This is a genomic window from Algoriphagus sp. CAU 1675, from assembly GCF_029222925.1.
GTDB lineage: Bacteria > Bacteroidota > Bacteroidia > Cytophagales > Cyclobacteriaceae > Algoriphagus.
Map to the genome: position 1 here is coordinate 456,020 of NZ_JARHUI010000001.1, position 25,473 is coordinate 481,492.

The following is a 25,473-nucleotide window of genomic DNA, read 5'->3' on the forward strand; positions in this document are numbered from 1 at the left end:
TTTCGATTTCACCCCAATTATTATGATTCGGATAGCAATTGCTGACGACCACACCTTGTTTGCACGAGGATTAGAAGGACTCTTGGAAGAATATGAGGAGTTTGAAATCCTAGGCCTATTTCCAAATGGAAAATTGCTGGTAGACTTCGTGGCACAAAACCAAGTCGATGTGGTTCTTACAGATCTAAACATGCCCATCATGGATGGCTTTGGGGTTTTGAATCACTTGAAGTCCAATAATCCCGAAGTGAAGGTAATTGTTCTTTCCATGTACGATGAGGAAAAAATCTTCAAGGAATCCATCAAAAATGGTGCTGATGGCTTTATACTCAAAGATGCAGATCCTGATGAATTGGTCTTTACCATCAATGAAGTATTCGAAGGAAGGCACGTGCTGAATTTTGAAAGGATCATCGAACAAGCCCGCCCCAATGCATTTTATGATTCATTCCGTGATAAGTACAAACTTTCAAGAAGGGAAGTACAGATCATCAAACTGATCAAAGACGGAATGAACAATAAAGATATTGCTTCCCATTTGGGACTTAGTGTGAAAACGGTCGAAACCCATCGAAAAAATATTCATAACAAACTCCAGGTCAGTAGCCGGGTAGAACTGGTAAATAGGGCCTATGAAATGAATTTATAATGAACCTTGTCACACCTGTTCGCACTGCTATTGTGGGATTTGGCTCCGTAGCGGAAAAGATGCATGCTCCCCTTATCCAAGTTTGTCCTGATCTTGAACTTACCGCTGTGGTGGAAAGATCCACGAATAAATGCGAGAGTTTATATCCGGGTGTTAGGACATTCCGTAGTTTAGAAGAACTGCTGAAGGAAGATGCTGCAGATCTGATCGTCATCACCACTCCCAATGAATTTCATTTTCCAATGGCTAAGATGGTCATGGAGGCTGGCAAACATGTGGTTGTTGATAAGCCTGTGACCATATTTTCGCATGAAGCAGAGGAGTTAAAGCAGATTGCAGAAAACCATAATAGGGTATGTTCTGTTTTTCACAATCGTCGCTTCGATGGGGATTTCAAAACTGTACAAAAAATCATCTCTGAAAGCATCCTTGGGAGGCTGGTGTATTTGGAATCACATTTTGACCGATTCAGGCCCAATGTATCTGAAAATTGGAGAGAAAAAGATGTACTGGGCAATGGAATTACGTATGACTTGGGTTCTCATCTTATTGACCAGGTAGTCCTCCTCTTTGGTTTGCCGGAATCGGTTCAGGCCGATATCCTGAAGCAAAGAACGAAGGCTGTGGCAGATGATCATTTTGATGTTGTACTGGACTATGGTGATAAGAAAGCCAGAGTGACCGCAGGAGTTTTGGTAAATGCGCCGACCCCGAAGTTTTTGATTTTGGGTGAGAAAGGATCCTATCAGAAGTTTGGGTTGGATGTACAGGAGGCTGCCTTTAAAGCCGGTGAAAAGCCAGAAGGCATTAATTGGGGAGTTGAGCCAGAAGAAAAATGGGGGAAACTCTATCTTGGGGAAGAAGTTCATCCTTATCCTAGTTTACCAGGAGATTACAGGGTTTTTTACCAAAATGTAGCGGATGCTATCCTCAAAAACACGGAACTAAAAGTCACCTTGGAGCAGACTATTTCAGTGTTGAAGCTTATAGAAGCGGCTTTCCTAAGTTCAAAGGAAGGCAGGAAAGTCCACAGATCGGAAGGTAGCTGGTAGTTTAAAAATGATTTAACCATAAGTTAGCCCCGGTTTGAGGGCTATTTTTTTGTCCGATCAATTAATTTTTAAATAGGAGCGTAGAACAGACAATGCTTTGGGTTTTTTGACATGCTTTTGTTAATGCTTTTAGTTTGAGTCCAATTCATGACAAAAAGCAGGTTTTTGGCGGAGTAAAAAATGTAAATTAATAGCTGAAAGAAATGTGCAGTTTCAATCCCGAATCTCATGAAAGGGCCCAATTTTTCAGATTATGAAGCGTTGTATAAAGGCTATGATTGGCAAAAAGAAAAGTCCAACCTTAGTGGATTGCCGGGTGGAAAAGGATTAAATATAGCCTATGAGGCAGTGGACAGGCATGCCGATGGGGATTTGAAAAACACAACAGCTCTAAGATTTATTCGGAAGTCCGGCGAACATGTGGATTACACCTATGCTGGTTTGAAAGCCGAAACCGGCAAATTTGCCAATGTCTTAAAGAAACTCAAGGTGAAAGAGGGGGACCGGGTTTTTTCATTGTTAGGCAGAGTCCCGCCCCTTTATATTGCTTCCTTAGGCTCGTTGAAATACAAGGCGGTGTTTTGTCCACTTTTTTCCGTATTTGGACCGGAGCCGGTATTCCAGCGCCTCTCCAAGGGGGATGTTCGTATTTTGATTACGACCACTGATGCTTATGAAAAAAAAGTCAAGGGTTTGCTCGGACGACTCCCTTCCCTTCAATATGTGCTTTTAACGGATACTGATCGAGACTTGGATGAGTTTGCTTTGTCCTATCCTAAGTTGATGGAGGAGGCTTCGGAGGAGTTTAGCATTCCTACTACAGACCCGGAGGATCCGGCATTGTTGCATTTTACCAGCGGAACTACAGGAATGCCCAAAGGAGCTTTGCACGTGCATCAGGCAGTAGTGATTCATTATTCCACCGGGAAATATGTACTTGACTTTAAAAAAGGAGATATCTTTTGGTGTACTGCTGACCCGGGTTGGGTTACCGGTACTTCCTATGGCATCATCTCACCTCTAGTCAATGGGGTGACAAGTATAGTAGATGAGGAAGAGTTTGATGGTATGAGGTGGTATTCCATTCTTGAAAAGGAGAAAGTGAATATTTGGTACACCGCCCCCACTGCAATCAGAAGATTGATGAGGATGACCATTGTACCCAAAGAGTCATTTGACTTGAGTCATTTACGATTGGTTTTGAGTGTCGGGGAGCCTCTTCATGCTGGAGCGGTAATATGGGGAGAAAAAGCATTCGGAGTTCCTGTATTGGACAATTGGTGGCAAACTGAAACTGGGGGGATTATGATTTCCAATTACCGTTCCATGAAAGTCAAGCCGGGTTCCATGGGCAGACCTCTTCCCGGTGTGCATGCTGCGATTGCCGATATAGGAGAAAATCACTTTAAGGTCTTGGATCAACCAGGAAAGGAAGGGCATCTGGTATTAAAAAAAGGCATTCCTTCCCTTTTTAGGGAATATATCCATCAGGAGGAAAGATATCAGAAATCCTTTCATGGGGACTGGTATATCACAGGGGATCTGGCAAGAATAGATTCTGATGGATATTTCTGGTTTGTGGGGCGAGCAGATGACATCATCAAGACCTCGGGTCATATGGTGGGACCTTTTGAAGTTGAAAGCACGCTCATGAAGCATCCGGCAGTGGCAGAAGCAGCAGTGATCGGTAAACCCGAACCCTCCATCGGGGAATTGGTGAAAGCTTTTGTTGTGCTTAAAGAAGGGTATCAGGCAGAAAAAGACTTAGAGAGGGAACTGATTGGTTTTGCAAGAAAGACCATGGGTCCAGCCGTGGCTCCCAAAGAACTTTCCTTTATTGACAGTCTTCCCAAGACCAAGAGTGGTAAAATTCTAAGAAGATTGCTGAAAGCCAGAGAACTGGGTTTGCCAGAAGGAGACCTCTCCACCTTGGAAAAAAATTAGGAAACCATGCAAAAAAAGACAGTAGGAAAAAGTAAGGTCAGTTCGAAGCAAGGGAATAAACTCCTGCATCAAATGATGCTGATCCGGAGATTTGAGGAAAAATCCGCTGAAGCTTATACCGAAACCAAAATCAGGGGCTTCCTTCACCTCTACAGTGGGGAAGAAGCCGTGGCTGTTGGAGTCACACAGGCTCTTGGGGAAAACGATAATGTTCTCAGTACCTATAGAGAACATGGACATGCTATCGCCAAGGGTTTGGACCCAAAAACCATCATGGCAGAGATGTATGGAAAACAGGAAGGTTGCAGCAAAGGACGTGGAGGTTCCATGCACCTTTTTGATGCTTCAAAGAAATTTTTCGGAGGCAGCGCTATCGTCGGAGGACACCTTCCTTTGGCAGTGGGAATGGCCTTGGCCTCCAAAAAACAAAACCTTGATAATATCACCTGTTGCTTCTTTGGAGAAGGAGCGGGTGCTGAAGGGGAGTTTCACGAATCCATGAATCTGGCCTCTCTTTGGAAGGTTCCTGTCTTGTTTGTCTGTGAAAATAACCTTTATGCGATGGGTACGGCCATCCGATTTACACATTCTATCCAGGAACTTGAAAAAAGAGGGGATTCCTATGGGATACCGTCAGCTTCGGTGGATGGGATGGATTTATTGGCAGTAATGGATGCGGTAAAAAAGGCAGTGTCAACTATCAAAAAAACAGGCGGTCCCTATTTTCTGGTATGTAATACCTATAGATTTCGTGCCCATTCCATGTTTGATGCAGAATTGTACCGCGAAAAATCCGAAGTTGAGGAATGGAAGAAGAAGGATCCAATTCCCAAGTTTCGGGATTACTTGTTGAACGCTAACCTGCTCAGTGAAAAGGAGGTGGATGCAATCGAAAAATCTGTGGAGAAGGAGGTGGATGAGGCAATTGATTTTGCGGAAAACGGAACCTGGGAGGATATCCGGGACCTGACCAAGTTTGTCTATTCAGAAAAGGAGGCAGAATGAGCAAAATGATAAAAATAACCTATCGAGAAGCTTTGAAACAGGCTTTAAGGGAGGCGCTTCAAACGGATGAAAAGGTCTTCTTAATGGGAGAAGATGTGGGGAGGTATGGAGGTGCTTTTGCGGTAAGTAAGGGGTTTTTGGAGGAGTTCGGTCCAGATCGAATTATGGACGTGCCGCTTTCCGAATCGGGATTTACAGGTGCTGGGATAGGGGCTGCCCTGGGAGGCATGAAGCCCATAGTAGAAGTGATGACGGTCAATTTCAGCCTTCTCGCCATGGATCAGATAATCAACAATGCTTCCACTCTTTTGCATATGTCCGGCGGACAGGTAAATGTGTCGGTAGTGATTCGCATGGGTTGTGGGATTGGGAGTCAGTTGGCTGCTCAGCATTCTCACAGCTGGGAACCTTTTTATGCGCATGTTCCAGGATTGATAGTCCTTTCGGTAGGAGTGCATGAAGATGCCAGAGGAATGGTACTGACAGCTTTGAAAAGTCCGGATCCTGTTATTTTGTTCGAATACACCTCCATGCTCAATATGGAAGGAGAAATTCCTGAGAATTCTGGAGAAGTGGATATTTCCAAAGCGAAAGTAAGAAGATCCGGGAATGACATTTCTCTGATCACCTATGGCACAGGAGTCTATAAATGCCTGGAGGCAGCAGCACTTTTGGCTGAAGATGGGATAGATGCAGAAGTGCTTGATTTAAGGGTGTTGCGGCCAATGGATGAAGAGAGCATATTGGAATCCATTTCAAAAACCCACAGAGCATTAGTGGTGGAGGACGCATGGAGGTCTGTATCCATATCTTCCGAAGTAAGCGCCAGAATCATGGAAAAGGGGTTTTTCGAATTGGATTTGCCTGTTGAAAGGCTTTGTGGAGTGGAGGTTCCCATGCCTTATCCAAAGCACCTGGAAACTGCAGCTTTGCCGCAGCCCATGGATATAGCCGATAAAGTCAAAAAAATGCTCCGATCATGATTCGCTTTAAAATGCCAAGTTTGGGTGCCGATATGAAGGACGGCACACTTGCCGAATGGAGAAAGCAACCCGGAGACTTTCTTCAAAGAGGAGATATCATTGCAGATGTGGATACCCAAAAGGGCCTGATAGAAATAGAGGTTTTTTCTGAAGGGACCTTGGAAAAGCTGTTGGTTCAGGAAGGAGAAAAAGTGCCTGTAGGGACTGTTTTGGCATTGATCCGACCAGTTAAAGGACATGAAAAAGAAGAGGAGGAGCTTCCTGTGACTTCAGTTGATCTCCATCCAATTGAGGAAGCAAAGCCTTCCGAATTACCAAAATCCACTAAGGAGCGGATTAAAATTTCTCCTCTTGCCAGAAAAATCGCAGAGGAAAATCATGTGGATATTACCCAATTGAAAGGGACTGGTCCAGAAGGAGCGATTGTAAAAGCAGATATAGAAAAGGCTGTTTCCAAAAAGGGCAAGGAAGAGGCGGAGCCAATAGATTTAAAACCTGTTCCTCCTTCCGTTGAATCGATACGAATGGCTGTGGCGGCAGCAATGAGTCGGTCAAACCGTGAAATCCCCCACTATTACCTTGAAAAAAGAGTGGATATGTCCAATACATTGGAATGGCTGAGGGAAGCCAATAAAAACAGACCTGTACAAAAGCGCCTTTTACCCCTTGCTGTCTATATTAAAGCAGTTGCCAAAGCTTTGGATGAAGTTCCTGATCTGAATGCCGTCTGGGATAATGGACTGGTTCGTAAAAATGAAATAAATATAGGCTTTGTGGTTTCTCTTCGCTCCGGAGGGATAGTGGTACCCAGTATTCTTCAGGCGGATTCAAAGACGGTTGACGAAATCATGGACGCCATCAATGACATCATACCAAGAGCAAGAGCTTTTCGCTTGAGGAGTTCTGAGCTGAGTGAATCTACATTTACCATCAGCAGTATAGGTGAAGGAGGAGCAGACAAAGTTTACGGGATCATTTACCCACCCCAAGTTGGAATTGCTGGATTTGGTGGGATCAGTGAACAGGCATTCGCTGTAAATGGGATGTTGGGAATACACCCCGTCATGGACATCACTCTTGCAGGAGATCATCGGGCGACTGATGGTCTGATTGGGAGCAGATTTTTAGGAGCCCTTACTAAATACCTTCAAAATCCAGAAAACTTATGAATCAAGAGGAACTTAAGAATACAGTTTTTCAATTGCTAAAAAATATCGCACCAGAAACGGAGCCAAGCCAACTCATGCCAGATGAAAGTATCCGGGAAGCTCTCAACATAGACTCCTATGACGCCCTTCAGTTTATCGTGGCATTGTGTGAAAAACTGGATATCGATATTCCGGAGGAAGATTATGGAAAAACCAGAAGCTTGAAATCCCTGCTAGAGTATCTTTCTAGCAAGGTTGGTTGATGTACTTTCAAAATGGCAATTTTGACAAATCCACATTTCCTCCTGAAAGAATAATGCCTACCCTTTTCCCGGCAAACTGTTCTTTTCTTGCCAAAAGAGCTGCCAAAGGAACAGCGCTGGAAGGTTCGATTACGATTTTCATTCGTTCATAGACCAAACGCATGGCTTCTACAATTTGGTCTTCGGTGGCGATAAGGATATCATCTACATAATGCTGGATCAATTCAAAGTTCAAGTTGCCAAGGGATGTAAGTAGCCCGTCAGCTATGGTTTTGGGATTGGTTTGGGGAATAATATGTCCTGCGTGAAAAGATTTATAGGCATCATCGGCACCTGCAGGTTCTGCTCCAATCACTATAAGTTCAGAATCCCAATAATGGGCTAGCAGGGCAGTTCCCCCAAGTAAACCTCCCCCTCCCACCGGAGCCATCAGAATATCTAGATTTGGCTGGTCTTCCAGAAATTCCAGGGCACAAGTTGCCTGGCCTTCGATGACATCCAAATAATCATAGGGAGGGATAAAGGTGGCCCCTGTTTTTTTGACAACTTCTTCCAGGGTGGTTTCCCGGGATTTGAGGTTGGGTTCACACTCTATGATTTCACCCCCATAGCCCTTGACGGCTTTCTTCTTGATTTCGGGCGCATTTGAAGGCATCACGATATAGGACGGTATTCCCAATACGGAGGCAGCTCTTGCCAATGCTGCTGCATGATTCCCACTGCTGTGAGTGGCTACACCTTTGACCTTGTCCTCATCGGGCAATTTCATTACCGCATTTGCTGCACCTCTTGCCTTGAAAGCTCCTACCTTCTGAAAATTTTCACATTTGAACCAAATTTCACAACCGGCGATCCCATTAATGGCTGAGGAGGTCATTATCGGAGTTCGATTGATGAACGGCTTGATTCTTATCAAGGCAAAGCGGATATCGTTCAGCGTAGGAAAATGCGGCATATTCATAAGGTGAAAATTAGGTACTGAGAATTAAAAATACAGCCCCTGGACGAATAAAATTTCCCTCACTTTTTCAATAGACCAAAAAAAGCTTTCTTCGGGAATGGATTGGTTAGATTTGGATGTTTTTCCCATCATGGGAAAAAAGCTGGATAAGAATAATACCCTTGAGCTGGATTTCTCTCCTTCAAACAAGGCCTTGGAATCTGTGGACTTAGGGAATACACAAGTCTTTGATTGCTTTGTATTTGAGCAACTGGCAAATGCCGGAAAGGAATTCGGAATAGGTGGTTACCTTGAAAAAAGAGCGATTTACAGTAGGTCTGCCGTTTTTGCGACAGCTGAGGAGGATTTTCGGAATATCCATTTGGGCGTTGATATCTGGACCAAAGCAGGGAGTCCGGTTTATGTCCCTTTAGATGGGAAAATCCACAGTTTTCAGGATAATTTAGGGTTTGGAAATTATGGTCCAACCATCATCTTGGAGCATGAAGTGAAAGGACAAAAGCTTTTCTCTCTTTATGGACATTTGCAAAAATCTGACTTAGTCAGCCTCCATGTGGGGAAGGAGTTGAAAGCAGGGGAGGTATTTTGTCATGTCGGACCTTTTCCTGAGAACGGGGATTGGCCCCCTCATTTGCATTTTCAATTGATGCTGGACATGAACGGTAATTTTGGGGATTTCCCCGGAGTAGCTTCCGAAAGAGATCTGGAAAAGTTCAAGGCACTCTGCCCCGATCCGAATGTCTTCCTGAAATTCGACTCAACTGTTAGCTAAAGTGATCAGGCGAAGTCCCTCAAGTGTGAGATTTTTATCGACTTCATCAAACTCTTTCTCTAAAGTGGTCAAAATTGCGGATAATCCTCCGGTAGCAACAATTCGGAAATTCAGGTTGGCTTCCTTTTCAATAATTTCAATCATACCCTTTACCAGCCCGGTATACCCATACAATAGGCCTGCTTGAATGGCATGCGAAGTGTTTTTTCCGATAGCTGATTCAGGAAGTTTGAGTTCCACTTCAGGGAGTTTGGCGGTATTCATAAACAAGGCCTTAATGGCAGTTTTTAGTCCGGGGACAATATTTACTCCCAAAATCTTTCCCCGATCATCCACAACAGTAAAGGTCAAGGCTGTTCCGAAATCCACAATAATTACTGCGTTTTGGTAACGGGAAAAAGCCGCCATCACATTACAGACCAAGTCAGTTCCAATTTCATTGGGCCGGGTTGGCTTGATGGGGAGTTTCGCGTAACTCTTCGGGGAAATTATATACGGGGTAATGCCGAAGTAATTTTCGCAAAACTGATTGATCAATGAATTGATTTCAGGAACGACTGAGCTGAAACCTATGACTTTGATTTCTGATGGTTGGATACCATGCTCCAAAAAATAAAGAGGGACCTTTTTCCCAAGTTGGGAAATCAGCTTGGGCGTTTTGGTTTCCAGACGGAACTGATTCGTCCATTTGTTGCTTTTTTCGTCAAAAAGCGCAAAAACCACATTGGAATTACCGGCATCAATAGCTAAAAACATGTGTTTATCAGGTTTTGACTAATTTAGGCTTTCCGTAAAGGAAAAACCAAATTAACCCCTTGACATAATCGTAATATGTATTCACTCAGAGAAGGAAAAATAGAAGATCTACCCCGTGCACTCGAATTGATTAAAGAATTGGCCTTGTATGAAAAGGCTCCAGAGCAGGTTACCAACACGGTGGAAATGATGAAAGTTGATGGTTTTGGGCCTCATCCGGTTTATGGGTTTTTTGTCTGTGAAAAAGAAAGTAATGGAGACATCATTGGGATTGCGATCTATTACTATCGATACAGCACTTGGAAAGGAAAAAGACTGTATTTGGAGGATATTGTTGTGACTGAATCAGAAAGGGGAAATGGAGCCGGTAAGATGCTTTTTGACCGTGTAATGGAAAAATCCCTGGAAGCCAATTGTACAGGTATGATGTGGCAAGTGCTGGACTGGAATGAGCCTGCGATTAATTTCTACAAAAAATATGGAGCCGATCTTGAGGCAGGATGGCTGAATGCCCACCTGCAGGATTATGAGATCAAAAAATTGCTAAATAAGTAAAAGAAAACCCGGCCAATTGGCCGGGTTTTTATGTTTAGGACTTCAAGCTGTAGTTTGGAGCCTCACGAGTGACGGATACATCATGCGGATGGGATTCTTTGACCCCTGCGGCAGTGATTTTTACAAATCTTCCGTTCTTTTGAAGGTCTTCAACTGTTCCTGTACCACAATAGCCCATACCAGCTTGCAGTCCCCCTACAAGTTGATATAGAACTTCTGCTACTAGGCCTTTGTAAGGAACTCTACCTACGATACCTTCTGGCACCAATTTCTTGATATTGTCTTCTGCATCCTGGAAGTAACGGTCTTTGGAACCTGATTCCATGGCTTCCAAAGAGCCCATTCCACGGTAGGTTTTGAACTTTCTTCCTTCGAAAATGATCATTTCCCCTGGAGCTTCCTCAGTACCGGCCAACAAAGATCCGATCATGATGGAACTTGCTCCGGCAGCGATGGCTTTAACCAAGTCTCCTGAATATCGGATTCCACCATCTGCAATAACTGGAACGTTTCGGGTTTTGAGGGCTTCAGCACATTCAAATACTGCTGAAAGCTGAGGGACACCTACACCCGCAATTACTCTGGTGGTACAGATAGATCCCGGTCCAACTCCGACTTTAACCGCATCTGCTCCAGCTTCTGCCAAAGCAATGGCCGCCTCAGGAGTTGCGATATTTCCTACAATCACCTCTAAGTCCGGGAAAGCGTCTTTGATTTTTTTACAGGTATCAATCACTCCACGGGAGTGGCCATGGGCTGTATCGATGGATACTACGTCCACACCGGCACTTTTCAACGCCTCAACGCGTTCCACGATATCAGCGGTCACACCAACTGCCGCTCCCACTCTCAATCTTCCATATTCGTCCTTACAAGCATTAGGCTTGTCTTTTCTTTTAAGGATATCCTTGTAGGTAATCAAACCGGTTAGCTTGTTTTCCTCATCTACAATTGGAAGTTTTTCGATTTTATATTCTTGAAGAATTTCCTCTGCCTGCTCCAATGAAACCCCAGCTTTTGCTGTTATAAGGTTTTCAGTGGTCATGATTTCCTTGATAGGACGGGAAGGATCTTTGATAAATCTCAGGTCTCTGTTAGTGATGATCCCTTTGAGGACACGGTTTTCATCAACTACCGGGATACCTCCGATGTGATACTCCCTCATGATATGTTCTGCATCCCGTACTTTGGCTTCGATATGCAAAGTAATCGGGTCTAAAATCATACCGGCTTGGGAACGCTTTACTTTACGAACTTGGGCGGCCTGATTTTCAATGGACATATTCTTGTGAATAAAGCCCAAGCCTCCTTCAAGTGCTATGGCTATAGCCAACTCAGCCTCTGTTACCGTGTCCATAGCAGCGGAAACAAGAGGGATGTTTAGTCTGATTTTTTTGGTGAGCTGGGTGGAAGTGTTGGTATCGCGTGGAAGCACTTCGGAATAACCCGGAACAAGGAGCACATCATCATAAGTGAGTGCTTCGTAGAGGAACTTTTCGGAGTTTCGATTCATGGCAAATATTGGTTGTAGGTAACCCTATTTGCCCGTCAAAGTTACAAACAAAATTCATTGAAATTATAAGAGTTTAAAAAATAGTATTGAAATCTTCGATTTTTCCTTCTGATTTTGGAATAAGATTCTAAAAACCATAATTCTCTAAAAAGCTACGGGCAGGGTGTTTTAGTATTCCGGAAGGATCAACTCATAGGTTTTTCCTCTTCTTACATTGAGGTTTTTGTCTCTTAGCCAAGGGTTGTAGAGTTTAAGGTCTTTGTAGGATGAGCCATGACTTTTTGCCCATTCAGCTAAATTTTTGATATCAGCATTGACCTGAATGGTTTTTAGAGGAGGGGTTTGATAATAATCTGATTCTCTCAATGAAAAGCCGAAGTTCTGTGGGTTTTCAAATATCACCTTGAAGGCTAGGATGCGGAACATGTAGCGGCTGGTTTCCTCATTGAGAAGGAGGTGGTAGTAATCATCCTGCAACTGTTCCTGCTGTCTTCTTGAAAATCCATTTTGACCCATATTGTAACTTGCAGCTACAGCTGTCCAATTCCCGAATTTTTCGTGGGCCTTTTTCAGGTATTTTGTTGCAGCAACCGTTGATTTTTGGAAATGGTATCGCTCGTCCACATCCCGGTTGATTTCAAGTCCATATTCTTTTCCTGTAGATTCCATAAACTGCCAAAAACCCTTTGCTCCAGCAGGGGAAGCTACATTCATCAAACCGGATTCGGCTATTGCCAAGTATTTTAAATCTTCAGGAACCTCGTTTTGGCGAAGAATCTCTTCGATTTCCTCTAGGTATTTTCCTGAGCGTTTCATTAGCAAAATCATATTCGACTGCCAATATGCATTCACATAGATTTCCCTTTCCAAGCGCTCAAAAACGTCTTGTATTTCCAGAGGCACTTTTTCTCCAGCAAAAGTCAAATCTTTTGGGATTTCAAAAATCCGGATGGAATCCAAGGGACTCATGGGTTGGTTCGATACGGAAGGGGAAAAGGGTATAGCCTGAGGGGATTGAGATGGTTTGAACCATAAAAATCCGATCAATACCAAACAAAGGACGGTAAGAGAAAAGTGAATTACAGGCTGGAATTTTTTCATCAGAAATTAGGACTAAGTAGGTATTTGGTGTAGAAGTCATCTATTACTTTGACTGCTTCCGTGGCATTGTCCACCAATGCAAAAAGCTCAAGATCTTCTTCCTTTATGTATTGATGTTCGAGGAGGGTCTTTTTAATCCACTCCACCATTCCTCCCCAGTAGGACTTTCCTACCAAAACAATTGGGAATCGGCCGATTTTATTGGTTTGGATCAAGGTAAGTGCCTCGAATAGTTCGTCCATTGTACCAAATCCTCCGGGTAAAACCACGAAGCCTTGGGAATACCGGACAAACATCACCTTTCGAACGAAGAAGTAATCGAATGAGATTAGTTTGTCCCGATCAATATAAATATTGTGGTATTGCTCAAAAGGGAGTTCGATATTTAAGCCTACGGATTTTCCTCCTTCGGAATGAGCTCCTTTGTTACCCGCTTCCATGATACCCGGACCACCGCCCGTGATCACCCCATATCCGTGCCGGACGAGTTTGGCCGCGATTTCTTCGGCGGTTTTGTAATGTTCATGATCTCGGGAAGTCCTGGCTGACCCGAAGATTGTAACGCATGGGCCGATTTTGGCGAGCTTTTCAAAACCTTCCACAAACTCAGCCATAATTTTGAAAATTGCCCAGGAATCTGAACTTTTAATTTCAGACCAATCTCTTTCTTTGAATGCTTTACGGATTTTTTCCTCTTCCTTGTTTTTTACTTTCTCACTCATTTTTCAGGGTATTTGTTTAAAGAAAACGATCGTTGGCCAGAATCGGTCCGATAATTTGGCAGTATTAAAAATAGATCGATTTAACCTATTGATAATCAAAGTAAAAAAATCTTTTTAGAAATGAATCAACGAGCGGCTCCTCAATTAAATTTGCGAATTATTTGACATAAGAGATGAATCTCGCAAAAAAATCTCAGGCCGTTTTGGACTTGTTTGGGACCCTTGAGTCAGAGGCAAAAAAATATGTTTCTGAAGGAGGCTTAAGCTGTATCAATGGTTGTGGGTTTTGCTGCTCTAATCCCAAAATTTCTGCATCCCCGCTGGAGTTTTTACCCTTGGCCTTTGATCTGTATGAAAAGGGCCTTGCAGAAGCGAGCATCAGGATTTTGGAGGCAAATCCAGAACCTTCCAATTGCATCCTTTACCGTCCTCAATCTGAAGACGGCAAAAAAGGCTTTTGTAGCAATTATAGGAATAGGGGGATGATCTGCCGTGTATTTGGTACTTCTGCCAGAAGGAACAAATTCGGTAGAAAAGAACTCATCACCTGTAAGGTTTTAAAAGAAGAGAAAAGTGGGGAATTTATGGTCGCCAGTGAGCGGATTAATGAGGGTTTGGATATTCCCATGGCCGTATCCTATTACACCCAACTCAGGGAAATTGATGAATCCCTTTGTGATGAATATGTGATCAATGAAGCCATCCGAAGAGCTTTGGAACTGGTGCTTAGGTTTAAGTTTTATGAAGAAGGGGAGATGAACCCTGAAACCTGATTTTTTTGGTGCTGGCATTTCGAGTATATTAGTATTCGTTTCAAACAGCAATCAATTTCTTATATGCTCAATGTTGGGGAAATCGTACAGACCGTAAAAAGTCTGATAGAAACCAGAATAGACCTGGTTAAAAATGAAATCCAGGATCAAATGCTTGGGATTGTATCCCGTGTAGTTTTGCTTATGGCCATGGGGGTTTTGTTTTTGTTGGCTTTTTTGTTCTTTAGTCTTGCACTTGCATTTTTATTAAGCACGTATTTTGGGTCTCCTTTTATGGGCTTTTTAATTGTAGGGTTTCTTTACATAGTATTTCTTTTGATCTTATACCTTTTCAGGGATTCCTTGAGTATTCAAAACAAGGTTCAGGTAGGAATGAAGAGTTTTATTTTTAGAAAATCTGAAGAAAAGAAAGAAGACGATGAGCAAGGAGCTTGAGAATAAAGCGCAGGAGTTGGAACAAACGCTCCAGAAGCAGCTCGAATTACTGAAAAAAGATTCCGAAGATTGGGTAAAGGTTGGCGGCGCAATATTGGCTGGAGGCTTACTTGCCTACTCTGTCGTGAAACTCTCCAAAAAACGAAAAGACAAAAAAACCGACAAAGCATTGGAGGTTTTGGAGAGGGAGGGTTTACTCGATAAGGAATTGGAAGAAAAAATCACTCAGCCAAAAAGATCCTCATTTTGGCCCAGTTTAGGTCAGCGTCTCCTGATTTTGGGGATTGCATTAGCTAAAGAGAAATACTTAAAAAATCTGCTGGAGCCAACTTCTGAAGATGATCAAAGCCCAAGAAAAGGTCGCTAAACTCCTAAGGATTTTAACAAAGAGCCGAAAAAAGGGAGTGGCATGGTTAGTGGACCCCGAGAAGCTAACATCAAGTTGCTTTGACTTTTCAGATTTTGGCTGGGTTTCAGAAAGCAGCTTGGATTTGATTTTGGTTGGTGGGAGTAGTCTACAAACCGATAATTTCGATGAAGCTGTTTCCAATTTGAAAAAGCTCGCCGGAAAAATCCCTGTTGTCCTATTTCCAGGCTCTCAACTACAGATTTCAACCCACGCAGACGCCATATTGTTTTTGTCCCTTTTATCGGGGAGAAATCCTGAATTTCTGATCGGTCAGCAGGTCAAGGGTGCACCAAAGGTTCAAAGGTCAGGTTTGGAAGTGCTTCCGACAGCATATCTTCTTGTAAATGAAGGTGAACTGAAAAGCGTGCACCAAACTAGTCAGACGCTTCCTATTCCAAACTCTGAAATAAATGAGGCTGTTGCAACCGCATTAGCGGGAAGTTATATGGGGATGAAGTTTTGTTTTTTAGATGCAGGAAGCGGCGCGGAGAAGACGGTTTCCTCAAAAGTCATCCAGGCCATTCGATCGGCCATTTCTTCCCCCTTGATTGTAGGTGGAGGGATAGACAATCTCCAAAAATTAAATGAGGTTTTTGAAAGTGGTGCGGACCTAATCGTCGTAGGTAACCAAATAGAAAAGGACCCCGGATTTTTATCTGAGGTCCTTAAATATAAAGATTGGTATAATTTATCCCTACACGTTGATTAGGGACTCTCTTCTTCTCATTTTTCCAGCCGGAACACCATACATCATCTTGAATCTACGGCAGAAGTAAGCAGTGTCTTTGTAGCCTACTTCCTTACCAATATCCCTGATGGATTTTTTGGTGGTTCTCAACAATTCAACTGCGGCCTCCATTCTTTGGTATTCTATGTAATCCTGAGGATTGATTCCAGTCAGCATTTTGAAATACTGTCCAACATAGTCTTCAGAAACATTGGCCACTTTTGCCAATACCTTATTGGATAAATCTCCACCCAAATTGGTTTTGATGAAGTTGAATAGATCTATCAATCTTGGGTCTTTGAAATAGGTGGCGTTGGTGGAGAGTTCTTCTAGGAATAATCTGTTTTTCAGAATATGCCTCAAAAGTTCAATCACCAAAACCTCCGTCAAAGCTCTCAGAGCTCGCTCTTTTCCTACATTGCTTACTTCCAATTCCTTGGCCAAATCTTCAATCAACATGGCAATCCGGTCGTTGAACCGGATAATAAATGCCGGAATATCCAGCGAATTAAAGAAGTTGACTACATCAAATACCTTGGACTCAAAACTGATGACTGTTATACAATCATCTTCAGCATTTTTGATATCCTTGAAACTGATACTTTGCAGATATTTCTTTTTGTTGTCCTGAAACTGATCCATGGTGACTTCAGTCTTTTTTGGGCTGCCACCAAAAGTCAGGGTCGTTTTCTTTTCCCCTGGGAGGAAGAGAATTTCTCCTTCATTGACCAATTCTTGATCTTCACCAAACTTCAAGGTTCCATGATGGAGAAGGATCAACATGTTGTCGAACTCCTTGTGATTGCTGATGGTCACAGGTTTTTCGATTAGATAATTGGACCCTCGTAAAAAGCGAACATTTACTGATTCAATTACCTTGTTGTAATATTCCATTATTTTTTTGAATAAAAACTGAATGCAAAAATATGATTTTTCTAATTCATAAACATTAAAAAATCAAATAAAAAATACCTTAATTTTAAAATTAAGGTATATAATTGGAATAATGCCTTTTGAATAATGAAATTTGCTTATCGTAACAATCCTCTGGATATGACTATTTTTTGAATTTCGGAAGTACCTTCATAAATCTGAGTGATTTTAGCATCTCTCATCAATCTTTCTACGTGATATTCCTTTACATATCCATACCCTCCGTGTACTTGAACAGCTTCTATTGTGACATTCATAGCGACTTCTGATGCATATAATTTAGCCATTGCGGAGGCATGTGCATAATCTTCTCCCTGGTCTTTTAACCATGCAGCTTTGTACACCAAAAGACGGGCAGCTTCAATTTGAGTTGCCATATCTGCTAGTTTAAATTGAATTGCTTGATGTTGGCTGATAGGTTTACCAAAGGCTTTTCGTTCTTTGGAATATGCCAAGGCCAATTCATAGGCTCCAGAAGCAATTCCCAAGGCTTGGGCTGCGATTCCTATTCTACCTCCATTCAGGGTTTCCATTGCAAAAGTAAATCCGAAGCCTTCCTCTCCAATTCTGTTTTCAACCGGAACTTTTACATCTGTAAACATCAAAGAATGAGTGTCTGAACCACGAATCCCTAATTTGTCTTCTTTTTTTCCAATCACAAATCCATCCCATCCTTTCTCAACAATAAAAACAGAAATGCCTTTGTGACCCTTACTGGCATCGGTCTGGGCTATGACTAAATATACACTTGCGGAAGAACCGTTTGTAATCCAGTTTTTGGTGCCGTTCAATAGATAATGATCCCCTTTCAGTTCGGCGGTGGTTCGCTGGGATGTGGCATCGGAGCCTGCCTCTGGTTCTGATAGACAGAATGCTCCCAAGATTTCACCCGTAGCTAGTCGAGGGATGTATTTTTCTTTTTGAGCTTCGGTTCCGTATTTTTCCAATCCCCAAAGGACCAATGAATTATTGACAGACATACACACGGAGGCAGACGCATCGACTTTTGAGAGTTCCTCCATGGCTATGACATAGGAAAGTGTATCCATTCCCCCTCCGTTATATTTGGGGTCGACCATCATGCCCATGAAGCCTAATTCTCCCATTTTTTGTACCTGCTCTTTGGGAAATTTTGCTTCAGAATCCCGTTCAATTACCCCGGGAAGTAGCTCTGTTTGGGCAAATTCTCTAGCGGCCTCCTGTACGGCCAAATGTTCTTCTGATAGTTGAAAATTCATGTCGTATTCTTGGGTTTATTTCGGAAGGGGAATTTATGTTAAAAAAAGAAAAGGGACAAAAACCTGTCCCTTTCCGAATTTTATTTTGATTTGAATCAATCTCGATTACCAAAGAAAACAAATATGTAGTATGCTAATGTTGCCAGTGAGGCGAGTGCAGCTACCACATAAGTCATTGCGGCCCATTTTAGAGCATCTCTTGACATCGCATACTCTGATCTTGTAACAATATTTCTATTTTGGACCCATGCAAGTGCCCGGTTTGATGCGTCAAACTCCACCGGCAAGGTCACAAGGGTAAATAAGGTCATAATACCGTAGGCACCAACCACGATGAATCCTACAAATTCATAAGGAAGTCCTAGAGCAAATCCTCCAAATAGGGAAGCTAGTAATACGAAATTGAGGATTTTACCTGATATGTTCTGTAAAGGAACAAGTTTGGATCTTAGGTTAAGCCATGCATAGGAAGTAGCATGTTGCACTGCGTGGCCGCACTCATGGGATGCGACGGCTGCAGCGGCGGCATTTCTACCATAAAATACATCAGGACTGAGGTTTACAGTCTTGGTTAATGGATTATAATGGTCCGTCAATTGACCTTCAACAGATACCACCTGTACATCATGGATATTATTGTCTGCCAACATGAGCTTGGCAATTTCAGCCCCCGAAAGGTTGGCTTCCAGAGCGGTTTGCGAATACTTGCGGAATTTACTTTTCAGCTGATTGCTGACTATGAAGCCAGCGATGGCGAAAACAACTACGATTAATATTAATAGCATAAATTATTTTGTTTGCTTGGTTGGTTACGAAATTAGGCTTTGCCGGGTTTAATCCAAGACGGTTTTCTTATTACAATCAACCAGCTTGTCAAACCGGCAACAAGTACTAAAATTACTTGGGTTCCATGTATGATGGCTGCGAATATTTTACCGTCTTCTTCCGATATTCCGAATTGTATCAAAATAAAGGCCACCAGTGCATGAAAGGTTCCAATTCCCCCCTGAACGGGTGCAACCATGCCAATACTTCCCATTACCATCACCAGTAGGATTTCGCCTGAAGACAAATTGGCAGTACTTGGAATGCCGAGGGATACTGTAAACATGGTCAGGAAATAGATTATCCATATGGCCGCTGAACTGGCCCAAAAGCCAACAGGATTGGATAGACTTCCAATAGCCTTGAATCCTGAATATATTTCCTTGAAAAAATGTTGGGCTTTCTGAATAATCCCGTGGTCCCTGTATTTTCTGAAAAGCAAAAAAAGAAAAATTGCAAAGATCAAAATACCGCCAATAAATATTGGGAGGTTCGAAAGCAATTTTTCCCCGAGAGTTTGAAGATCAATCAGTTGATTTGCAAGCTCTAGAAACAGGTTTGATTCAACAAAAAAGGCTAGTAATATGGTGGCAAGGAGAAACAGCAGGTCAATACTTCTTTCCACCAGGACTGTTCCGACCAAGTGACCCAAAGAAACCCTGTTGGTTCTTGTAAGGACTCCACATCGGGCGACTTCTCCTGCTCGGGGAATTAGCAGATTTGCCAAATACCCAACCATGACAGCATGATAAGCTTCTCCCGAGCTTACTTTTTTGCCTTCCTCCTGACGGATCAACAAAGTCCACCGCCACCCTCTCAACCAATAGCCAAAAAGGGCAATTGACAGGGAAGCACCAATCCAGTACCAATTACTGGATCGAATTTGTGTCAATAGTTTTGTGATGGCAATGTCTTTATACAAAAACCAAAAAATCCAAACAGCAATCCCTAGTGAGACTGTAATTTGAATGGTTTGTTTGATTCTTGAATGAATCATCAAATCAATTTATTTCTTTCATCCGGAAAAATGACGACTGGCTTAAATTTTTTTGCTTCCTCGAAATCCATTCCTGCATAGGAGATGATAATTACTATGTCTCCAACTGCTGCTTTTCGAGCTGCTGGTCCATTAAGGCAAATCTGCCCGCTTCCTCTTTCGCCTTTTATTACATAGGTTTCTAGGCGTTCGCCATTATTCACATTGACGACTTGGACTTTTTCGTTTTCGATGAGGTTTGCAGCGTCCATCAAGTCTTCGTCAATGGTAATTGACCCTACATAGTGAAGTTCCGCCTGGGTGATTTTCACCCGGTGGATCTTGGATTTCATGATTTGGATTTGCATCGGTTTAGTTTTTCAGGGCGCAAAATTAAGAATTAATCGGCATGTTGTCGATCAATCTCACTTCGCCAATGAAAGCAGCAATGCAAACAGAACAGTTAAGGTTTGGAAGCCATGCCTCCAAAAGATCGAAACTTTCTGTCTGAACCAGCTCAACATATTCCAATTGAACTGCCTCTGTATGCTGAAAGTTTACACGGATTTTTTCCTGAATGGATTTCCAGGATTTCCCTTTTAAAAGTTCCTCTTTGGCAAGCATAAGACTTTGAAAAAGTAAAAGGGCTTTTTCTCTTTGTAAAGGGCTGAGTCTTCTGTTTCTGGAAGACATAGCTAGTCCGTCGGATTCTCTTCTAGTGGACACTGTTTCGAGCTGGACGGGAAAGGATAAGTCCTGAACAAGACTTCTGATGACGGCTACTTGCTGAAGGTCTTTCTGTCCAAAAAATGCAACATGAGGCCGAATGATGTTGAAAAGTTTTGATACAACAATTCCAACTCCGTTGAAATGTCCTGGTCTGAAGGCTCCTTCTAGGATTTTTTCCAGTCTTCCAAAATCAACCTTGAGTTGTGGCTGAGTTGGATACATGGTCTCAACGGAAGGTAGGAACACAAAATCAACTCCTTCTTTTTCAAGCAAATCTACATCTGCTGCAGTACTAATCGGGTACTTTTCGAAATCTTCAGGATTATTGAATTGAGTTGGATTGACGAATATCGAGACAACGCTTACCTCACATTGTTTTTTACATTTTTTAACAAGATCCAAATGTCCTTGGTGAAGAGCGCCCATGGTTGGAACCAGGCCGATTGTTTTGTTGGATTGAAGAAGCTGAAGCCAGATTTTTTGCCATTCAGCTCCTGTATGGATAAGCTGCACTGCTCAGGGAAGTCTAATGGGTAAATTGTAGCAAAAGTAGATTAATATCCAGAAAAACAAGGCTTTTCAGGCTTTTTTTATTACCTTTGTGCCGTTGTTATCACTTCAAATTAAAATTACATAGCATGTCTAAATTACGTATCCTCTACGTTGCCAGTGAAATCAACCCATTTCTCCAAACTTCAGAAGTAGCCAATTTCTTAAGATCTCTTCCTCAAGCCATGCAAGAGCGTGGAATGGAAATCAGGATTTTGGTGCCTCGGTTTGGTTTGATTAACGAGCGGAAAAACAGGCTTCACGAAGTGGTTAGATTGTCAGGTATCAATATTGCAGTTGGTGAAGAAGAAAAGCCTTTGGTGATTAAGGTTGCTTCTATTCCTAATGCAAAATTGCAGGTTTATTTCATTGACAATGAAGATTACTTCCAGAGAAAGAGCGTGTTTCATGACAAGCAGCAGAGGTTTTATGAAGACAATGATGAGCGAGCCATATTCTTCTGTAAAGGTGTAATTGAGACAGTTAAGAAATTGGGTTGGGCTCCAGATATTGTTCATTGCAATGACTGGATGACTTCCCTGATCCCGATGTATTTAAAGACCACTTATAAGAACGAGCCACTTTTTAAGGACACTAAATCTGTATTTGCGATTTACAACAACGGATTTTCTCATACCTTTGGCGACGATTTGTTAAACAAGGTTAAGATGGTGGACATAGATGACACTATTTTAGCACCTTTGAAAAGCAAAGACTTCGAAGGCTTTATCCGTATGGGTATGGAATATGCAGATATGGTTGTTAAAGGCAGCGAAGTCTCTGAAGAATTAAACCAACTAATCGAGGATTTCTCTAAAGACAAGAAGTTTGAAATCAGCATTGAAGCAGAAGAACAAGCTCACGAAGAGCTCTACGGCATTTACACCAGTCTTGCCGGCTAAATTGGCCTTTGTGGCCCTCTTGTCCCTAATTTTATCTAGTTCTTGCTCTGACCCTGCTAGGGTCGGCATCGAATTGACTCCCGGTAACAACCAAATTGGGGTTTCCTTCGTGGATTTCGAATTGCCGGCCGAAGTGGTTTTGTTGGACTCCTTCAATACTACTAACCAAAGCGTATTGGTAATTGGAGAAGAAGTAGACTCCTATTTCGGAAAGACTTCTGGTACCGGGTTTTCCCGTGTGTATATAGACCAGGCGGATGACCGTCCCGGACTAAACGCCATTCTAGATTCGATATTTTTCAAACTAGATGTGGTGAGTGTCAACGGACAAAATCTCGAGGAGCCAAAATTCTATTCTATCCACAAGCTAACGGAGCCATTATTGGACACTCTGTACTATAATTTTAACTCGCTGGCTTATGAGGAGGCACCGTTTTCTTCTTCAGAAGTGGAATTTGGAGAAACCAAGGATACTACACTTACTTTTCTGGTAGAAGAAGCCTTTGCAGAGGAAATCTTCGGCAAGATGAAAAGGGGTAATGAATTTGACGACCTATTTAAATTCAGGGAATATTTTCCGGGAATTGCTGTAAAAGCACGCGAGGGGGATAATACGACAATTGGTGTAAATCTTGGTTTTAATACAGGCATATTCACCTATTACCATAACGAAGGAGATACCGTTTCTACCCTTTATGAGATTACAACTGCCTCATCAAGATCTTTCAATGGAGTGGTAAGTGATCGATCAGGCACTCCCACAAGTGTTGTCACAGAAAGGAGTAAAAGCTACAGTACTGGGGAATTTGTAGGATTAAAGTCCAACTTGGGTCTGACCATTAAAATAGATACGTCCCCTTTTGATGCTTTTTTGGATACCTTATCTGGTGTCACTTTCAATAATGCGACGTTCGAAATCGGAGAGATTAATGAAGTTCCTGAAGGACAAAATCCACCGGCATTCTTTGTGATGTATTTTACGGATGATACAAACCAGATTTTGTATCGCTCAAGTGATAATCAACCAATGACTGTGCAGAGAGATGGACAGCCTCAGACCGAAATTGTGAACGAGGATGGAGCTAAAGAACCGGTAATTCGTGCTCCTGCCATTGCCTCTTTTGATTCGGAATCTAAAAAGTATATCGTTCCCATTACTTCTCATGTCAATGCGCTTTTTAGAAATGAACTTCTGAGAAAGGATTGGTTACTTTATGCAAACACTCCGGATTTACCGGGAGATGATTTCAAGAAATCATTAAAGCAAATGGTCGTCAATAAAGGGAAAATTAAAGTTCGAGTGATTTACTCCAAAACGAGCTAATTCAATCGATTTCATAAAATAAGCTAGAGCCCACTTTGAAATTTTAAGAAAGTGGGTTCTTTTTTTTGGCATGAATAGTGTTTATTTGTCAAAGTATAACCAACTGTTACTAATTTTTCAATATGTGTGGAATTGTTGCATATGTTGGGCAACAGGAAGCGTTGCCCATAATTATCAAGGGACTTAGAAGACTAGAATACCGTGGGTATGATAGTGCAGGTGTCGCCTTACTAGACGGAAAGGGTCTTAGTATTTACAAAAAGAAGGGGAAAGTTTCTGAATTGGAAAACTTTCTGGAGTCCAACGGGGAAATCAAATCCAAAATCGGAATCGGCCATACGCGTTGGGCTACCCATGGAGAACCCAATGATGTAAATGCCCACCCTCATTATTCGGCGTCCGAAAAACTCGCAATGATCCATAATGGGATTATTGAGAATTACGAAGTATTAAAAAAAGACTTACTTCAAAAGGGATACACCTTTCAATCGGAAACTGATACAGAGGTTTTCATCAAGTTTATTGAAGATATCCAAGAGCATAATCAATGCACTCTGGAAGAGGCTTTGCGCTTGGCTCTGCACAAAGTTGTAGGAGCTTATGCCATCGTATTGATCAATAAAGAAGAACCGGACACCTTGATCGCAGCCAGAAAAGGTTCACCTCTGGTTATTGGAGTTGGAGAAAATGAATATTTCCTTGCTTCGGATGCAACTCCAATCATTGAGTATACCAATAAGGTTGTCTATCTGGATGATTATGAGATCGCTGTGATCAGAAACAATCATCTTCAGATCAAGACCATCGAAAATGTGGAAACCAACCCCTACATCAACCAGTTGGAGATGGAGCTTGAAGCGATAGAAAAGGGCGGTTTTGAGCATTTTATGCTCAAAGAAATTTACGAGCAGCCCAAGTCCATAGCGGATTGCCTACGTGGAAGACTTGATTCCAAGTCAGGCAGATTGGTTCTTGGAGGGCTAAGGGATTACATGAATAAATTCCAAAATGCCGATAGGATTATTATCACTGCCTGTGGTACCTCCTGGCATGCAGGTTTAGTTGCGGAATACTTGTTTGAAGAATTTGCCCGAATACCTGTGGAGGTAGAGTATGCCTCTGAGTTCAGATATAGAAATCCCGTAATCAATGAGCGTGATTTTGTGATTGCAATTTCCCAATCCGGAGAAACTGCGGATACTCTGGCTGCCATTGAATTGGCTAAGTCTAAGGGAGCCACCATTTTTGGGGTTTGTAATGTGGTAGGTTCTTCTATTCCAAGAGCCACTCATGCCGGCTCTTATACCCATGCAGGTCCAGAAATTGGGGTAGCATCTACTAAAGCTTTTACTGCCCAGATTTCAGTTTTAGCAATGATGGCAATGAAACTCGGCTATCAAAGAGGAACCTTGTCAGAAAGTGAGTATCTAAAACTTTTACATGAACTTGAAGCCGTTCCCTCCAAGATTGAGAAAGTACTTGAGAGTAATGATCAAATCCAGTATATCGCAGGCGAATACAAAGATGTAAGCAATGCGCTTTATTTGGGTAGGGGGTATAATTTCCCAGTTGCCTTAGAGGGAGCTCTGAAGTTAAAAGAGATTTCCTATATCCATGCTGAAGGATATCCTGCTGCGGAGATGAAACATGGTCCAATTGCATTGATAGATGAGGAGATGCCGGTAATTTTCATTGCTACTCAGGATAGTTCCTATGAAAAAGTTGTCAGCAATATTCAAGAAGTGAAGGCAAGGAAAGGGAAAGTGATCGCTGTTGTTACGGAAGGGGATACCCAGGTCCGGGATATGGCCGATCACGTAATCGAGATCCCTCAAACACATGAGGCATTTGTGCCTTTGGTTTCTGTGATTCCATTGCAACTTCTGTCTTACCATATCGCTGTAATGAGAGGATGTAACGTGGATCAACCTAGAAATCTAGCCAAGTCTGTTACTGTGGAATAAACATTAAAAAAGGCCTCTTTAGGGGCCTTTTTTAATTAATTATTCAGGCATTCCCCTTGGCCCCAGCTTTTTAGGCCACTTGATTTCGCATAGCAGGCATTATAATAGGTTTGCCCATCACAACCGCACACTGGGTCATAGACTGCAGCACAGCCAGTCGAAAAGTCAATTAGATCCTTGTCAAAGCAATTGTTGGCTGGTTCATCTTGGCATGAAAATCCCAAAAATGCTATCATGAATATCAATACTAGTTTTTTCATAGGTG

The 25,473-nt window shown here is 42.3% G+C and carries 28 protein-coding genes; 16 read left to right on the forward strand and 12 right to left on the reverse strand.

Features of this window, described 5'->3' with window-relative positions:
- Window positions 1–22: 22 nt before the first annotated feature.
- From P2G54_RS02040 to P2G54_RS02070, 7 genes are all read left to right on the forward strand, one after another.
- Window positions 23–649 (forward strand): response regulator transcription factor, encoded by a 627-nt coding sequence (locus tag P2G54_RS02040; protein WP_275867685.1) that lies wholly within the window; start codon window positions 23–25, stop codon window positions 647–649.
- Complete coding sequence (locus tag P2G54_RS02045) at window positions 649–1,701, forward strand: oxidoreductase (RefSeq protein ID WP_275867687.1); 1,053 nt, start codon at window positions 649–651, stop codon at window positions 1,699–1,701. Before P2G54_RS02040 ends, P2G54_RS02045 begins: the two co-directional genes overlap by 1 nt.
- A gap of 228 nt (window positions 1,702–1,929) precedes the next feature.
- Window positions 1,930–3,645 carry an acetate--CoA ligase gene (gene acsA, locus P2G54_RS02050; RefSeq protein WP_275867689.1) on the forward strand — a complete coding sequence of 572 codons (1,716 nt, stop codon included), beginning with the start codon at window positions 1,930–1,932 and terminating at the stop codon, window positions 3,643–3,645.
- A 6-nt stretch (window positions 3,646–3,651) separates the two neighbouring features.
- Window positions 3,652–4,650: a pyruvate dehydrogenase (acetyl-transferring) E1 component subunit alpha gene (gene pdhA / locus P2G54_RS02055; protein ID WP_275867691.1), complete on the forward strand. Its 999-nt coding sequence runs from the start codon at window positions 3,652–3,654 to the stop codon at window positions 4,648–4,650.
- 5 nt (window positions 4,651–4,655) lie between these two features.
- Window positions 4,656–5,633 carry an alpha-ketoacid dehydrogenase subunit beta gene (locus P2G54_RS02060; RefSeq protein WP_275867693.1) on the forward strand — a complete coding sequence of 326 codons (978 nt, stop codon included), beginning with the start codon at window positions 4,656–4,658 and terminating at the stop codon, window positions 5,631–5,633.
- Complete coding sequence (locus P2G54_RS02065; RefSeq protein ID WP_275867695.1) at window positions 5,630–6,802, forward strand: dihydrolipoamide acetyltransferase family protein; 1,173 nt, start codon at window positions 5,630–5,632, stop codon at window positions 6,800–6,802. The genes P2G54_RS02060 and P2G54_RS02065 overlap by 4 nt, the downstream gene beginning before the upstream one ends.
- Complete coding sequence (locus P2G54_RS02070) at window positions 6,799–7,044, forward strand: acyl carrier protein (RefSeq protein WP_275867697.1); 246 nt, start codon at window positions 6,799–6,801, stop codon at window positions 7,042–7,044. Before P2G54_RS02065 ends, P2G54_RS02070 begins: the two co-directional genes overlap by 4 nt.
- A gap of 7 nt (window positions 7,045–7,051) precedes the next feature.
- On the opposite strand, the gene P2G54_RS02075 is transcribed toward P2G54_RS02070, so the two are convergent.
- Window positions 7,052–8,005: a pyridoxal-phosphate dependent enzyme gene (locus P2G54_RS02075; protein WP_275867699.1), complete on the reverse strand. Its 954-nt coding sequence runs from the start codon at window positions 8,003–8,005 to the stop codon at window positions 7,052–7,054.
- 97 nt (window positions 8,006–8,102) lie between these two features.
- Here P2G54_RS02075 and P2G54_RS02080 point away from each other — a divergent pair, with 97 nt between their 5' ends.
- Window positions 8,103–8,777: a peptidoglycan DD-metalloendopeptidase family protein gene (locus P2G54_RS02080; protein ID WP_275867701.1), complete on the forward strand. Its 675-nt coding sequence runs from the start codon at window positions 8,103–8,105 to the stop codon at window positions 8,775–8,777.
- Here the strand turns inward: P2G54_RS02080 and P2G54_RS02085 are convergent.
- The gene (locus tag P2G54_RS02085) at window positions 8,763–9,533 is read right to left on the reverse strand and encodes a type III pantothenate kinase (RefSeq protein ID WP_275867703.1); all 771 of its coding nucleotides are present in this window, start codon (window positions 9,531–9,533) and stop codon (window positions 8,763–8,765) included. The genes P2G54_RS02080 and P2G54_RS02085 overlap by 15 nt on opposite strands.
- A 75-nt stretch (window positions 9,534–9,608) precedes the next feature.
- Between P2G54_RS02085 and P2G54_RS02090 the strand changes: the two genes are divergently transcribed.
- Window positions 9,609–10,088: a GNAT family N-acetyltransferase gene (locus P2G54_RS02090; RefSeq protein ID WP_275867705.1), complete on the forward strand. Its 480-nt coding sequence runs from the start codon at window positions 9,609–9,611 to the stop codon at window positions 10,086–10,088.
- A 34-nt stretch (window positions 10,089–10,122) separates the two neighbouring features.
- Here P2G54_RS02090 and guaB read toward each other — a convergent pair whose 3' ends face one another.
- The 3 genes from guaB to P2G54_RS02105 form a co-directional block, all read right to left on the reverse strand.
- On the reverse strand, window positions 10,123–11,601 hold the full coding sequence (gene guaB, locus P2G54_RS02095; protein WP_275867708.1) for an IMP dehydrogenase: 1,479 nt from the start codon (window positions 11,599–11,601) through the stop codon (window positions 10,123–10,125).
- A gap of 168 nt (window positions 11,602–11,769) precedes the next feature.
- Window positions 11,770–12,702 (reverse strand): lytic transglycosylase domain-containing protein, encoded by a 933-nt coding sequence (locus tag P2G54_RS02100; RefSeq protein WP_275867711.1) that lies wholly within the window; start codon window positions 12,700–12,702, stop codon window positions 11,770–11,772.
- A complete protein-coding gene (locus P2G54_RS02105; RefSeq protein ID WP_275867712.1) occupies window positions 12,702–13,424 on the reverse strand; it encodes a TIGR00730 family Rossman fold protein in 723 nt (240 codons plus the stop codon). The genes P2G54_RS02100 and P2G54_RS02105 overlap by 1 nt, the downstream gene beginning before the upstream one ends.
- 173 nt (window positions 13,425–13,597) lie before the next feature.
- On the opposite strand from P2G54_RS02105, the gene P2G54_RS02110 reads away from it, so the two are divergent.
- The 4 genes from P2G54_RS02110 (at window position 13,598) to P2G54_RS02125 (ending at window position 15,750) form a co-directional block, all read left to right on the forward strand.
- Window positions 13,598–14,197, forward strand: coding sequence for a YkgJ family cysteine cluster protein (locus tag P2G54_RS02110; RefSeq protein WP_275867714.1), 600 nt, complete (start codon window positions 13,598–13,600; stop codon window positions 14,195–14,197).
- A gap of 63 nt (window positions 14,198–14,260) precedes the next feature.
- Complete coding sequence (locus tag P2G54_RS02115) at window positions 14,261–14,632, forward strand: phage holin family protein (protein ID WP_275867716.1); 372 nt, start codon at window positions 14,261–14,263, stop codon at window positions 14,630–14,632.
- Window positions 14,616–14,999 (forward strand): hypothetical protein, encoded by a 384-nt coding sequence (locus tag P2G54_RS02120; protein WP_275867718.1) that lies wholly within the window; start codon window positions 14,616–14,618, stop codon window positions 14,997–14,999. The genes P2G54_RS02115 and P2G54_RS02120 overlap by 17 nt, the downstream gene beginning before the upstream one ends.
- Window positions 14,971–15,750, forward strand: coding sequence for a geranylgeranylglyceryl/heptaprenylglyceryl phosphate synthase (locus tag P2G54_RS02125; RefSeq protein ID WP_275867719.1), 780 nt, complete (start codon window positions 14,971–14,973; stop codon window positions 15,748–15,750). Before P2G54_RS02120 ends, P2G54_RS02125 begins: the two co-directional genes overlap by 29 nt.
- On the opposite strand, the gene P2G54_RS02130 is transcribed toward P2G54_RS02125, so the two are convergent.
- The 6 genes from P2G54_RS02130 to panC all read right to left on the reverse strand — a co-directional run bounded on the left by P2G54_RS02130 (window position 15,736) and on the right by panC (window position 20,982).
- Window positions 15,736–16,662 (reverse strand): AraC family transcriptional regulator, encoded by a 927-nt coding sequence (locus P2G54_RS02130; protein ID WP_275867721.1) that lies wholly within the window; start codon window positions 16,660–16,662, stop codon window positions 15,736–15,738. The two genes, P2G54_RS02125 and P2G54_RS02130, sit on opposite strands and share 15 nt — an antisense overlap.
- Window positions 16,663–16,799: 137 nt before the next feature.
- Window positions 16,800–17,939, reverse strand: coding sequence for an acyl-CoA dehydrogenase (locus P2G54_RS02135; RefSeq protein WP_275867722.1), 1,140 nt, complete (start codon window positions 17,937–17,939; stop codon window positions 16,800–16,802).
- Window positions 17,940–18,034: 95 nt separating this feature from the next.
- Window positions 18,035–18,724, reverse strand: a complete 690-nt coding sequence (locus tag P2G54_RS02140) for a zinc metallopeptidase (RefSeq protein WP_275867724.1) — start codon at window positions 18,722–18,724, stop codon at window positions 18,035–18,037.
- Between the two features lie 32 nt (window positions 18,725–18,756).
- Window positions 18,757–19,761, reverse strand: a complete 1,005-nt coding sequence (locus P2G54_RS02145) for a lysylphosphatidylglycerol synthase transmembrane domain-containing protein (RefSeq protein WP_275867725.1) — start codon at window positions 19,759–19,761, stop codon at window positions 18,757–18,759.
- Window positions 19,761–20,108 (reverse strand): aspartate 1-decarboxylase, encoded by a 348-nt coding sequence (gene panD / locus P2G54_RS02150; RefSeq protein WP_275867727.1) that lies wholly within the window; start codon window positions 20,106–20,108, stop codon window positions 19,761–19,763. Before panD ends, P2G54_RS02145 begins: the two co-directional genes overlap by 1 nt.
- Before the next feature lie 25 nt (window positions 20,109–20,133).
- Window positions 20,134–20,982 (reverse strand): pantoate--beta-alanine ligase, encoded by an 849-nt coding sequence (gene panC / locus P2G54_RS02155; protein ID WP_345795460.1) that lies wholly within the window; start codon window positions 20,980–20,982, stop codon window positions 20,134–20,136.
- A 125-nt stretch (window positions 20,983–21,107) separates the two neighbouring features.
- On the opposite strand from panC, the gene P2G54_RS02160 reads away from it, so the two are divergent.
- The 3 genes from P2G54_RS02160 (at window position 21,108) to glmS (ending at window position 25,208) form a co-directional block, all read left to right on the forward strand.
- A complete protein-coding gene (locus P2G54_RS02160; RefSeq protein ID WP_275867729.1) occupies window positions 21,108–21,920 on the forward strand; it encodes a glycogen/starch synthase in 813 nt (270 codons plus the stop codon).
- Window positions 21,847–23,244, forward strand: coding sequence for a DUF4270 family protein (locus tag P2G54_RS02165; protein WP_275867731.1), 1,398 nt, complete (start codon window positions 21,847–21,849; stop codon window positions 23,242–23,244). The genes P2G54_RS02160 and P2G54_RS02165 overlap by 74 nt, the downstream gene beginning before the upstream one ends.
- 122 nt (window positions 23,245–23,366) lie before the next feature.
- Complete coding sequence (gene glmS, locus P2G54_RS02170; RefSeq protein WP_275867732.1) at window positions 23,367–25,208, forward strand: glutamine--fructose-6-phosphate transaminase (isomerizing); 1,842 nt, start codon at window positions 23,367–23,369, stop codon at window positions 25,206–25,208.
- Between the two features lie 35 nt (window positions 25,209–25,243).
- Here the strand turns inward: glmS and P2G54_RS02175 are convergent, their stop codons facing one another.
- Window positions 25,244–25,468: a Kazal-type serine protease inhibitor domain-containing protein gene (locus tag P2G54_RS02175; RefSeq protein WP_275867734.1), complete on the reverse strand. Its 225-nt coding sequence runs from the start codon at window positions 25,466–25,468 to the stop codon at window positions 25,244–25,246.
- Window positions 25,469–25,473 lie beyond the last annotated feature (5 nt).

Bases quoted from the DNA above. Each gene is read 5' to 3' on its own strand.
- P2G54_RS02040 (WP_275867685.1), top strand. From the start codon at position 23: ATGATTCGGATAGCAATTGCTGACGACCACACCTTGTTTGCACGAGGA.
- P2G54_RS02045 (WP_275867687.1), top strand. From the start codon at position 649: ATGAACCTTGTCACACCTGTTCGCACTGCTATTGTGGGATTTGGCTCC.
- acsA (WP_275867689.1), top strand. From the start codon at position 1,930: ATGAAAGGGCCCAATTTTTCAGATTATGAAGCGTTGTATAAAGGCTAT.
- pdhA (WP_275867691.1), top strand. From the start codon at position 3,652: ATGCAAAAAAAGACAGTAGGAAAAAGTAAGGTCAGTTCGAAGCAAGGG.
- P2G54_RS02060 (WP_275867693.1), top strand. From the start codon at position 4,656: ATGATAAAAATAACCTATCGAGAAGCTTTGAAACAGGCTTTAAGGGAG.
- P2G54_RS02065 (WP_275867695.1), top strand. From the start codon at position 5,630: ATGATTCGCTTTAAAATGCCAAGTTTGGGTGCCGATATGAAGGACGGC.
- P2G54_RS02070 (WP_275867697.1), top strand. From the start codon at position 6,799: ATGAATCAAGAGGAACTTAAGAATACAGTTTTTCAATTGCTAAAAAAT.
- P2G54_RS02075 (WP_275867699.1), bottom strand. From the start codon at position 8,005: ATGAATATGCCGCATTTTCCTACGCTGAACGATATCCGCTTTGCCTTG.
- P2G54_RS02080 (WP_275867701.1), top strand. From the start codon at position 8,103: ATGGATTGGTTAGATTTGGATGTTTTTCCCATCATGGGAAAAAAGCTG.
- P2G54_RS02085 (WP_275867703.1), bottom strand. From the start codon at position 9,533: ATGTTTTTAGCTATTGATGCCGGTAATTCCAATGTGGTTTTTGCGCTT.
- P2G54_RS02090 (WP_275867705.1), top strand. From the start codon at position 9,609: ATGTATTCACTCAGAGAAGGAAAAATAGAAGATCTACCCCGTGCACTC.
- guaB (WP_275867708.1), bottom strand. From the start codon at position 11,601: ATGAATCGAAACTCCGAAAAGTTCCTCTACGAAGCACTCACTTATGAT.
- P2G54_RS02100 (WP_275867711.1), bottom strand. From the start codon at position 12,702: ATGAAAAAATTCCAGCCTGTAATTCACTTTTCTCTTACCGTCCTTTGT.
- P2G54_RS02105 (WP_275867712.1), bottom strand. From the start codon at position 13,424: ATGAGTGAGAAAGTAAAAAACAAGGAAGAGGAAAAAATCCGTAAAGCA.
- P2G54_RS02110 (WP_275867714.1), top strand. From the start codon at position 13,598: ATGAATCTCGCAAAAAAATCTCAGGCCGTTTTGGACTTGTTTGGGACC.
- P2G54_RS02115 (WP_275867716.1), top strand. From the start codon at position 14,261: ATGCTCAATGTTGGGGAAATCGTACAGACCGTAAAAAGTCTGATAGAA.
- P2G54_RS02120 (WP_275867718.1), top strand. From the start codon at position 14,616: ATGAGCAAGGAGCTTGAGAATAAAGCGCAGGAGTTGGAACAAACGCTC.
- P2G54_RS02125 (WP_275867719.1), top strand. From the start codon at position 14,971: ATGATCAAAGCCCAAGAAAAGGTCGCTAAACTCCTAAGGATTTTAACA.
- P2G54_RS02130 (WP_275867721.1), bottom strand. From the start codon at position 16,662: ATGGAATATTACAACAAGGTAATTGAATCAGTAAATGTTCGCTTTTTA.
- P2G54_RS02135 (WP_275867722.1), bottom strand. From the start codon at position 17,939: ATGAATTTTCAACTATCAGAAGAACATTTGGCCGTACAGGAGGCCGCT.
- P2G54_RS02140 (WP_275867724.1), bottom strand. From the start codon at position 18,724: ATGCTATTAATATTAATCGTAGTTGTTTTCGCCATCGCTGGCTTCATA.
- P2G54_RS02145 (WP_275867725.1), bottom strand. From the start codon at position 19,761: ATGATTCATTCAAGAATCAAACAAACCATTCAAATTACAGTCTCACTA.
- panD (WP_275867727.1), bottom strand. From the start codon at position 20,108: ATGCAAATCCAAATCATGAAATCCAAGATCCACCGGGTGAAAATCACC.
- P2G54_RS02160 (WP_275867729.1), top strand. From the start codon at position 21,108: ATGTCTAAATTACGTATCCTCTACGTTGCCAGTGAAATCAACCCATTT.
- glmS (WP_275867732.1), top strand. From the start codon at position 23,367: ATGTGTGGAATTGTTGCATATGTTGGGCAACAGGAAGCGTTGCCCATA.
- P2G54_RS02175 (WP_275867734.1), bottom strand. From the start codon at position 25,468: ATGAAAAAACTAGTATTGATATTCATGATAGCATTTTTGGGATTTTCA.